Source organism: Microcystis sp. M53602_WE12 (assembly GCF_030065455.1).
In the GTDB taxonomy this organism is placed as follows: domain Bacteria; phylum Cyanobacteriota; class Cyanobacteriia; order Cyanobacteriales; family Microcystaceae; genus Microcystis; species Microcystis aeruginosa.
Genome location: NZ_JASJFB010000859.1, coordinates 1 through 10,459, shown reverse-complemented (window position 1 = coordinate 10,459; position 10,459 = coordinate 1). Strand labels below are relative to the sequence as shown.

The following is a 10,459-nucleotide window of genomic DNA, read 5'->3' as shown; positions in this document are numbered from 1 at the left end:
GTTTCCAACTAATCCTATTTGACCTAATAGGTAAGGAGTAAGAGTAGGGCTAATTCATGAATTAGCCCTACTTTTTTAGTTTCCAACTAATCCTATTTGACCTAATAGGTAAGGAAGAAATAGCCGATGCTGGTTATTTTCCTGTAGAGGTTCCCGATTAGTTTCCAACTAATCCTATTGACCTAATAGGTAAGGCAACTATTAAGCAAGCCTTTGACGATTGCGTTTTTATTCGTTTCCAACTAATCCTATTTGACCTAATAGGTAAGGAGTAAGAGTAGGGCTAATTCATGAATTAGCCCTACTCTTTTAGTTTCCAACTAATCCTATTTGACCTAATAGGTAAGGATCAAAAGGTAAAAATAAATGGCGAAATTAAGTTTTCCAACTAATCCTATTTAACCTAATAGGTAAGGACGAATCCTCTGATTTTTTTGGTGAACGCTTTAAGTGTTTCCAACTAATCCTATTTGACCTAATAGGTAAGGGAATTGATATTGATTTCACGAAAATTGACTCTAATGTTTCCAACTAATCCTATTTGACCTAATAGGTAAGGAGTAAGAGTAGGGCTAATTCATGAATTAGCCCTACTTTTTTAGTTTCCAACTAATCCTATTTGACCTAATAGGTAAGGTCAACTCTCGATGGTGAGCAAGCCGCCATCAAAAATGTTTCCAACTAATCCTATTTGACCTAATAGGTAAGGTTTACGAAATCTTAACGAGCAAGCCGCCTATTTTAAGTTTCCAACTAATCCTATTTAACCTAATAGGCAAGCAGTAAGAGTAGGGCTAATTCATGAATTAGCCCTACTTTTCTAGTTTCCAACTAATCCTCTTTGACCTAATAGGTAAGGAAAAAATCCTAGATTTTTGCCAACAAAATTATCCAGAGTTTCCAACTAATCCTATTTGACCTAATAGGTAAGGTAAAGAGTTATGGGAAAAAGTCATTGATTGTGTAGATTTCCAACTAATCCTATTTGACCTAATAGGTAAGGAGGGGCCACCCTTTCCAGACTCACTGGGAACGAGGGTTTCCAACTAATCCTATTTGACCTAATAGGTAAGGATATTGTTATATATAAGGCCTTGGACCTCATGAGTCGTTTCCAACTAATCCTATTTGACCTAATAGGTAAGGAGTCGTAGTCTGGTATTCGGCATTCCGAACTTTTGTGTTTCCAACTAATCCTATTTGACCTAATAGGTAAGGAGTACCCCTTGGAAAGTCTCATCGAGAGGGGAAGACAGACCCCCAAATCGACGCACCTGCAAAAAGAGGGTTAAAAAGTGGTCCCGGGGGGGGTAAAAGTCCCGATACCAAAGGGTAGAACCCTGACTGGGAGAGCAATCGACGCACCTCAACCAGAGAATCGGGGTTTTAGGTCGGGGAGGGGGTGCATCGATTTTCAGTCAAGAGTTAGGGGACAAGCTAGATGATGTAGAGATTTGGGGGTGGTTGAGGAGGAGAACCTCCCATCACCAATAATCTAGAGACAGCTTCTTCGGAAATCCCATAGAAGCGCACATCATCCTCTTGAGGATTGACCCTTTCTACTACTTTAGCGTACAGTTTCCGCCTCTCGATGTGTAATTAATTTTGCTTAAGTAATTATCTGTAATTAATTGTCTAGCTACTGATTAAGGAGGGTAGCGGGGGTGGGAGTTTTTTTTAAGGATTTTTTAACCCCCAAAATCCCCCGATTCTGGCGAGCAATCAGTATCATGGATAACAACAACAAGCTTTAGGTCTAATCCGATAAAAATCATGACCTACCTATCTCCTAAATTATTCACTTTTGAAGACTTTTTAAACCAGTATGGAGATGACCCACGCTATCAATTAATTGACGGGGAGTTGCGAGACATGGAACCCACTGGACTTCAGGAATCCGTAGCGGGAAAAATCGCAGGAAGACTGTGGGGAGAAATCTTGCGATTACATCTACCCTGGACAATTCCTAAAAACTGTTTGCTCCGTCCAGAATCGGGTCAAGCTACTGCTTTACGTCCCGATGTCATCATTTTGGATGAAGTGGACTTTAGCACCGAACCTCTCTGGGAAAAACAAGCAATTTTAACTAGCTCCCAAGCAATTAAATTAGTGGTAGAAGTGGTTAGTAGTAATTGGCAAGATGATTATGCACGCAAAGTTGAAGAATACTCATCTTTAGGTATTGCTGAATATTGGATTGTCGATTTTCGTGGATTGGGTGGCATCTCTTTTATCGGTAAACCCAAACAGCCTACTTTGACTATTTATCAGCTAGAAGGTGATGAATATCAACAAAAATTATATCGTCTTTATGAGCGCATTAGTTCGGCAGTTTTTCCCGAATTGTCTCTGTGTCTTCTCGATATTATGCCCTAAATCTCTAGTAAAATTATGCTGAAATCTCTTAAAAATGTCCTGGGTAATCTGCGTCAATATCCCTATAATATTATCTTTAATCCCCTCACCAATGCAGCATTAGCCATCGCCGCTATTTTAGCACTAATTGCCGATCAATTTGGCCAGGGATATTATCTAATTTTTCTGATTACTTTGGCTCTAGTTATCATCGGTATCTGGCTAGAATCTCAGAAATACGACCTCTATAAACATCAGGCGATTCCTCTACCGATAGTGATTAAAATTGCTAATCCTGCCGATAGTAATAAGGCTCTGCAATCGCTTTTTAATATCATCGAAACAGAAAATAAATACAAAGATCATCAAAATAATCTTGACCAGTATCTCAATATTAGCGAAACAGATTTAATTTTTAACTACTCCTGTGATATTTATGATCAAGAAATGCTGAGAGCTTTTCTGCAAATACTACGCTATAATCTAGAGAAACTTAAGAAAAAAACTCCCCAAAATACTATTATTTATCTTGCCTATATCGGTCCGATTAGCGTCGCTATTATGGTCGGCACTATTCTCGCTACCGAAGGAGTAAAAATCTTTCAATATAATAAATCTTCTGATAGTTATTATCCTGTGGTGGAAATTAGCGATCGCAAACTTAAAGAAGATATTAAGGAATACGAAAAATTTGAGCGTGTTGTCACCGAAAAAGGTCAAGATAGAGTAACTATAGCCATCGATGTTTCTTCCCATAAAATTAATCTTAATGATCAGAGTATTGAAAACTACGGCGATTTAATTTATCTGAAAAGTAAAGGCAGTGGTACAATTGAAAAAAATGAAGATTGGCTACAATATTCTAGAGAAATCTTTAAAACTATCAATATCGCTCAACAAAAAAACTATCAAGAGATTAAGCTAGTTTATTCCATGCCTATAACTTTGGGAATACTTGTCGGAATGGCCGTTCAACAATACTGGCCAATTCTCCTGACTCAATACGGGAATTCTACCTACAGAAATCTTATTAATCTTCAGGAATTTAAACTTTATCGAGGACGGTAAAGATAAAATGAACTATACTGTAATTACCTTTGCTCCTGTGCAAGGATTCATCGGAAAATCGCGTAAACTAAGGGACTTGTACGGTGGTTCTTTTTTATTATCCTATCTTGCCGATGCTATCTGTCAGGCAGCGGGTAAATATCCTGGGTGTAGCCTTATTTCTCCCGCTTTAATTGACGTTAAAAGAGGAACTCCCAACCAAATCTTAATCGCGGGTAATTTTCCCGAAAAAGAGGCCGAACAAGTCTTCGATGACGCATGGCAAAAAGTGGTTAATAAGTGTCGGGTTTGGATTGAACAAAATTTACCACAATACAATTATACTTGGCGACGAGAATGGAACCTATGGATTAATCATACTTGGGAATTCTTCTGGGCGCAAGAGGACTCGATCGATTGTGCGTTTAAAAGTCTGCAACAGAAAAAATATCAACGAGATTGGACGGGAATTAATTGGCAAGGAGAAAGTTCTAGCTTATCGGGTTCCGATGCCATTGTTTGGTATGGAATGACGGATCAAACCCATCCTTTATATTCTAGTATTTCCCAACAAAATCAGCAAATCACTGAATTTTATCAACAATTAAGTCAAAAACTTTCTAATGCTATCCTCGATGAAACCGAACGTCTTAGCATTCCCGAATTAGTCAAAAGAATGATTACATTATATGATATTGGCAAGCCTTTAAACCTAGAACTTCCTAAAAAATTTGTGGAACTAAATCGCTACGAGGAAAAATCCTATACAGGATGGTTTCAAGGGGACGGTGACGGGATGGGAAATTACCTAAAAAATCTGTCCATATCCTCAAGAAAAGAATTTAGTCAAAGAATGCGACAATGGGGAGAAGAACTAGAAAATTATCTTAACTTTGGTCGCATTATTTATGGAGGAGGAGATGACTTTCTAGGGGTTTTGTTTCCACAAAAATCAGAACCAAAATTAACCCTACAAGATTGTCTATATTGGTTTGATCAATTTCATCGGGAAATCTGGCCAAAACACGGTTATTCTCAGGATATAACTGTTAGCGTCGGTTTCGTTTGGGCAGCTTCAGGAGTTCCTCAGCGTGACATATTACAACAATGTCGAGAAGCAGAAAAATCCGCTAAAAATCAAGGTAAAAATCGTCTCGCGGTGCGAATTCTTTTTAACAGTGGTAACTATTTAGAGTGGGTTTGTCCCTGGGAAAACTTAAAAGATATCCTCGATAGTTATTGCGATCGCAGTGAAGGAAAAAACTGGACACATTTCTATAATGATATAGCAACTTTAGAAAATCGCCGCGCTTTTACCGATGATAATCACGATATTGCCAATGCAGTTTTTAACCTTTATTTTAATCAAAATATACCCATTGATACCACCTCTCACCAAGATAGAAATAACTGGGTAATTAACCTCTCAAAAGTGGTCAATCATCTCACCTAAACATAGAAAAATGCTGCAATATCTGATCATAATTAAACCTTTGGGATTTCTCTACGGTAGCGCCGGTCCGTTTCTGTCTCCAGAAAATCTAGTTGGACGTTCAGGAAATCGTTTTCCCCCCACTGCTGCCACAGTTTCGGGACTATTTGCTCACAGCAATCCCACCAATATTCGCGATTTACAAATTGCCGGCCCTTTTTGGGCAAACAGTGAACAACCAGATAACTTTTTTGTCCCCACTCCCTTTATTTATCTGGCTAAAAAACCCCTCGCAAATTATTTTCAAGACCAAGAAAATAACGACAATGGAAAAATTCAACACACCTTAACATGGCAAGAAAAATGGCAAGAGAAAGACAGTAAACAAATTGAGGGAAAATTCGATCGAGATAGTTGGATTCCTATCAACCAATGGTATAATCCTCAAAAAGCCTATGGTTCTCCGTGGCAATATCATCCCCATCTCCATCCGCGTTTGTTAGAGGAGCAAAGAAAGGTAAAAACTGGAGAATTATTCCTCGAAAATGCCGTTCAGTTACATCCAGATGCTTGTCTAGTTTATTTAGCTAATCAACCCCTAGAAAATGGCTGGTATCGCTTTGGTGGGGAATCCCATCTAGTGGAAGTTAAATCACTTGAACTAAGCAGCCATCTCCAAACTTTATTTAATCAAGATGTCGGTCAATATTTTGCCCTCATTACTGCCGCAATCTGGGGAACAAATCGCCTATCAACTCGCAATCCCAGTGATTGGCAATTAGAAACCCTCAACACCGAAAGACCAATAACCTATCGTTATCGATTCGGAGGAAAAGATAAAGTTAAGCGCTTATCTAGGGGACGTTATGCAGTTCCCGCAGGAACAGTTTATCGCTTAAAAAACCCCTTACCATCTTGGCAAAATTGGCAGGAATCTTGGTTCCCCACCGAAGGGGTTTCTCTCAAACGTTGGGGCTGCGGATTAGCCTTACCCTTAGAAAATATTGCCAAATAAAGCCTATAATTATTGAGTAGGGTAAATGAGACGAGCATAAGTGATAGCTATGGCAAAACTAAAAACTAGATTTCCCCGAAAAGCTTTATTAGATTATTGAAAAAGTGGTAATAATCAAAGCTCAAAAATTAGCAAAAATAAAATGCTGCGTATGTTTTTAGATTTTTTGGTAGAAGATGCCTTTAAAAACCCTTCTTCTCTCACTCCTTACACAGAGGAAATGGCTAAAGAAATCGATGAATTATTAAAGGGTGTTGCAATTGATTAGGAATAAACCTATAAGTAGGTAGGCACAATTATTTGTAGGATGGGTTAGCGGTAGCGTAACCCATGCGGGCGTTGGGTTTCATGCTTCAACCCAACCTACGTTCATTTTATATTTAATTCCACCCACCTACTTAAGTAGGTAGGCACAATTATTTGTAGGATGGGTTAGCGGTAGCGTAACCCATGCGGGCGTTGGGTTTCATGCTTCAACCCAACCTACGTTCATTTTATATTTAATTCCACCCACCTACTTAGCTTTGTGCTGTCCTAATAGCCTAAATACCACGATCAAATATTAACAAAATCTTAGAAAATTCTGACATTAATATTAACCTAGTTTAGAATAATCTCTAAGCATCTAAAATACTCACTTTTACCAAAAAATGTATCACAAAAGTTATGGCATACTTGAAACCTTAGCACCCCTTCATGTGGGAGCAACCGCAGGAGAAGAAACGGGTAATCTTAACCTCATTTTTCGTGACCAATTCACCCAAACAGCAATTATCCCTGGTAGTTCTATTCGCGGCCGTTTTCGTGCCGATATGAACAATATAGATGAAAAACGTACATGGTACGGACACGAAACAATCCCAGGACAAGAAGACGGAGGAACCACCGAAGCAAAAGTTAAATTTGAATATGCTTCCCTCGTTTGGTTGCCGGTATTTTGTCCGGGGCAGCCGATAGTTTGGGTTACTTCTCCCCTATTATTAAAACGCTATAAACAAATCACGGGAATGTCTGCAAAAGTACCCAATCCCTATACTGCTTCCCCTAGTTTACAAGCGCGAGTAGTGCAGGGAGTTAACCGCAATAGCAAAGTTTTATTTTTTAACTTAGGATTTCTCGAAATTGAACACTTAGAGGAGCTTTCTTCGTGGATTCCCCCGCAAGCGGATTTAAAAGCTTCTCAATTAGTCGTCGTTAATGATAACGATATATCCATGCTGCACGATATGGCACTCTACCGACAAAGCCGGGTTAAACTACTAGAAGATCAGAAAAAAGTGGATACAGAAAAAGGAGCTTTTTTCAATGTGGAAGCTTTACCCGTGGGTAGTATTTTAGTTTTTCCCATTGCTTGCAAAGAAACAGGATGGCAACCTTTTGGAGAATCGGTAAACCAAAAAGAATTATATTTCGGAGGATTAGAATCCATCGGTTTCGGTCGTTGCCAAGTTACTATTTTAAACTACGCCAATCAATAATTACATTTTATCTAATATTATGGCTTGGAAAGAATACAATCTCGATCGCATTGCTCAGAAATTAGTTCTCGCTGCCAAACTACGAGACCGAGATTCTCTCAATCAATCTTTTAAAATGCGTGAATCCGTTTCCTATGGACTAGAAAGATTCTGGGGTGAACATCTGCGCTTACAATCCAAGGAAACCAATAAGGCAAAATACTGGAAAGAAACTTGGGATAAATTAGTCGAAACCATGGCAGAAGCGGGGATTCCTATCCCTAACGATACCGTACAGGTAAATGATACCGAATCTGTTCAAGCAATGGCAGAAAAACTCTGGGAATTAAAGCTAGAAGACCAGAGAATTACCCTCGCTGTTTTAACGCAACTATGCGATTGTTTAGTTTGGTGGACTCAAAGATATAAAGGAACAAAGGAACGATAAATTATATGGTTAATATTCCCGATATTGGTGACAAAATCCCCCTGATGTTTCGCGCACAAACCAAAGGGCGATCGCAATTACAATATATTGACTCTAAAAAAGATGAAAATGATAGCCAAAAATGGGTAAAAGAATGGATAGAACGAGTCGATGAAAATCCTCCCCAATTTGGTCAAGAAGTAAAAACCAAAGAATATCAAATATCGTGGCGATTTGTCACTAATGGGGGACAAGATGAAGGAATAATTCGGCCTGTAATGGGTGCTTATGGCATACCATTTTATCCCGGTTCCAGCATGAAAGGAGCCTTTTGTCAAGCTTGCACCCCCGAACAAAAACAACGTTATCACCTCGAAAAAGATAGCGATAACCCTAGTCTTTTGCGCTTCCATGGCGGTTATCCCGTTAATGATTGGACGGAAAATCTTTTAGATATTGTTCACCCGCAACAGGGATGGCAAGTAAAAACCCCAAACACTCGACAAAAACCCAGTGGAGAAAGTGGTTTTGCTTTAATTTCTCTCTATCAACCTAACCTAAAATTTGGCATTTCTACCTCAATAGAACAACCCGATTGGGAGGAGATTTGGACTATCTGGGAAAGAGCTTTAGAATCTGGTCTAGGATGCCGTGTTAGTAGCGGTTATGGCTTACCAAAAGACATTAAACCTTCAAAAGAACCTTTATATAAATGTTTTCTGAAAGGCCAAGGAATGGCTCCTAAAAGCCTCGATGGTGCAAGGGAATTTCGACCCAATATTTTTCGAGGAGCAATTCGCGGTCATGCCTTGCGTATTTTTGGCGGTTTAACTGATGCTAAAAATGCCGAAAAGTTAGTTAATCAGCTATTTGGAGGAATTGACGGAGAAGCAACCCAAGGTTTACTAGCGGTCGATTTTTGTGTCAAATCTCTAGAGTTAGGAACCTTTGCCAAGGGTTACAAGGAACCCACCTACACAGTAACAGGAGAATTGCGCTGGATTCTCACCCAATCCCAATCTCTCCCCGAAAACCAGCAAGAATGCTTAAAAAAATTAATTTGTTTTCTCACTCGTTTTGCCATGTTATTAGGAGGATTTGGTAAATCATGGCGACGAGCAGATCATAGTATTTTCTATGAGGATTATTATCCCAATAAACCCTTAATTGGCTGTCATTGGCAATGGGGGAATAAAAGTTCTTTAATTAACGATAATAAAGTCAGAGATTTAACTCATGTTCATCCCTTTATCAAAGATGTTCGCACTATTGCTAAACAATGGATGTCCTTACAAGAAAATATCCTCAGAACTCCCGATAATAGTGCTAACTGGCGAGAAAGTTGGCATCCTAAAAATGTCGAGGTTTGGGGAAGAATTGCCGAAGATAAAGATGATTCCCTAGCCATAAAATGGCTTCACAAAGCCTATCAAAAATTGGATAATTTAAGTATCTATAAAACCTCGGTGACAGGAATAGTAACAAAAAATATCAATCAAGTTGGTTGTCTTTGGCATCGAATGTATCCCAAAAATAATCATCAATACCTAGAATTATTAACAATTTTTCCCGATGACTCTGATGATTGTGCTTATTTTCTAGGTTTTCTAGACGAGAATAATGGTCAAGCGGGAAAATTTCAAAAACTTTGGCCGAAATAATCCCGTTTACAGTTAATTACCTAAGCAAAATTAATTACACATTAGGATTAGTTGGAACCTAAAAAAGTAGGGCTAATTCATGAATTAGCCCTACCCTTATCCCTTACCTATTAGGTCAAATAGGATTAGTTGGAAACGCAATCGCCTCGGGGTTCGTAATGACCGGAAACCCCACCTTACCTATTAGGTCAAATAGGATTAGTTGGAAACAGTTTAGAAACGGTATATTTTGACATATAACCGTTCTTTCCTTACCTATTAGGTCAAATAGGATTAGTTGGAAACCCTTGAATCGCCTTGGCGTGACGCTTCGGTTCCTTTCGACCTTACCTATTAAGTCAAATAGGATTAGTTGGAACCTAAAAAAGTAGGGCTAATTCATGAATTAGCCCTACTCTTATTCCTTACCTATTAGGTCAAATAGGATTAGTTGGAAAGCAGAAAAAGGGTTTCTTTTAGAAACCCTTTTTCTAATAAATTGTGTCAAATATATCTTGACAAAAATCGATAAAAATGCTAAAACCTAACGGGAATATTCGCTTTAAATTACGAACACCTTAGCAGTTATCCTAATAGTGAAGTAGTAAGTTTTCCTTTGGGGGAGTCAGAAACCGATCGCCGGTCAAGGAAAAACCCGAAATTCAACCTATTCCCTCGGATCAAAATCTGGCAGCGTCCCCAGCTTGCGAATGGTCACTTTAACATCCATAGATAAATAGTCATCGGCATCACCAAACCAAGAACCAGAAAGAGGTATGATTTGACCGGGATGACGAGCGATCGCCACTCGAATTAAATCAAAGCCGGCGGTAATTTGATTAGTCGGATCATAATTACGCCAACCGGCCCCCGGTAGATAAACCTGTAACCAAGCATGGGTAGCACCAGAGCCAGTCATCCCCACTTCACCACCGTCGAGGGCAGCATCGTAGAGATAGCCACTGACAAAACGACAGGCTAAACCCAATCTTCGCAAAGCTTCGATCATCAACCAAGCATAATCGCGACAAGTTCCCGACTTTAGCCGCAGGGTTTCTCCGGGGGATTGAGTTCCTTCACTCTCCC

General features: G+C 39.2%; 9 protein-coding genes and 2 CRISPR repeat arrays. Of the genes, 8 read left to right on the top strand and 1 reads right to left on the bottom strand.

The features are described from left to right. Positions 1-233 precede the first annotated feature (233 nt). A CRISPR array of direct repeats spans positions 234-1,218; the repeat unit is 36 nt; unit sequence GTTTCCAACTAATCCTATTTGACCTAATAGGTAAGG. A 555-nt stretch (positions 1,219-1,773) separates the two neighbouring features. The 8 genes from PX482_RS26190 (at position 1,774) to PX482_RS26155 (ending at position 9,394) form a co-directional block, all read left to right on the top strand. After that, the gene (locus PX482_RS26190) at positions 1,774-2,376 is read left to right on the top strand and encodes a Uma2 family endonuclease (RefSeq protein ID WP_002757514.1); all 603 of its coding nucleotides are present in this window, start codon (positions 1,774-1,776) and stop codon (positions 2,374-2,376) included. Between the two features lie 15 nt (positions 2,377-2,391). Then, positions 2,392-3,423 carry an SAVED domain-containing protein gene (locus tag PX482_RS26185; RefSeq protein ID WP_288097072.1) on the top strand — a complete coding sequence of 344 codons (1,032 nt, stop codon included), beginning with the start codon at positions 2,392-2,394 and terminating at the stop codon, positions 3,421-3,423. Between the two features lie 7 nt (positions 3,424-3,430). Then, complete coding sequence (locus PX482_RS26180; protein ID WP_002757506.1) at positions 3,431-4,855, top strand: Cas10/Cmr2 second palm domain-containing protein; 1,425 nt, start codon at positions 3,431-3,433, stop codon at positions 4,853-4,855. Positions 4,856-4,865: 10 nt separating this feature from the next. Further along, on the top strand, positions 4,866-5,849 hold the full coding sequence (locus PX482_RS26175; protein WP_002757504.1) for a type III-B CRISPR module-associated Cmr3 family protein: 984 nt from the start codon (positions 4,866-4,868) through the stop codon (positions 5,847-5,849). Between the two features lie 142 nt (positions 5,850-5,991). Continuing rightward, on the top strand, positions 5,992-6,117 hold the full coding sequence (locus PX482_RS26170; protein WP_002757501.1) for an AbrB/MazE/SpoVT family DNA-binding domain-containing protein: 126 nt from the start codon (positions 5,992-5,994) through the stop codon (positions 6,115-6,117). A gap of 382 nt (positions 6,118-6,499) precedes the next feature. After that, positions 6,500-7,327: an RAMP superfamily CRISPR-associated protein gene (locus tag PX482_RS26165; protein ID WP_002757500.1), complete on the top strand. Its 828-nt coding sequence runs from the start codon at positions 6,500-6,502 to the stop codon at positions 7,325-7,327. Between the two features lie 19 nt (positions 7,328-7,346). After that, positions 7,347-7,754, top strand: coding sequence for a hypothetical protein (locus PX482_RS26160; protein ID WP_002757498.1), 408 nt, complete (start codon positions 7,347-7,349; stop codon positions 7,752-7,754). 5 nt (positions 7,755-7,759) lie between these two features. Beyond that, positions 7,760-9,394 carry an RAMP superfamily protein gene (locus PX482_RS26155; RefSeq protein WP_288025274.1) on the top strand — a complete coding sequence of 545 codons (1,635 nt, stop codon included), beginning with the start codon at positions 7,760-7,762 and terminating at the stop codon, positions 9,392-9,394. 101 nt (positions 9,395-9,495) lie between these two features. After that, positions 9,496-9,832: a CRISPR direct-repeat array (repeat unit 36 nt; unit sequence CCTTACCTATTAGGTCAAATAGGATTAGTTGGAAAC). Between the two features lie 208 nt (positions 9,833-10,040). On the opposite strand, the gene PX482_RS26150 is transcribed toward PX482_RS26155, so the two are convergent. Next, on the bottom strand, positions 10,041-10,459 hold a 419-nt coding region (locus PX482_RS26150; protein ID WP_288123214.1), incomplete at its 5' end, for a transglutaminase-like domain-containing protein.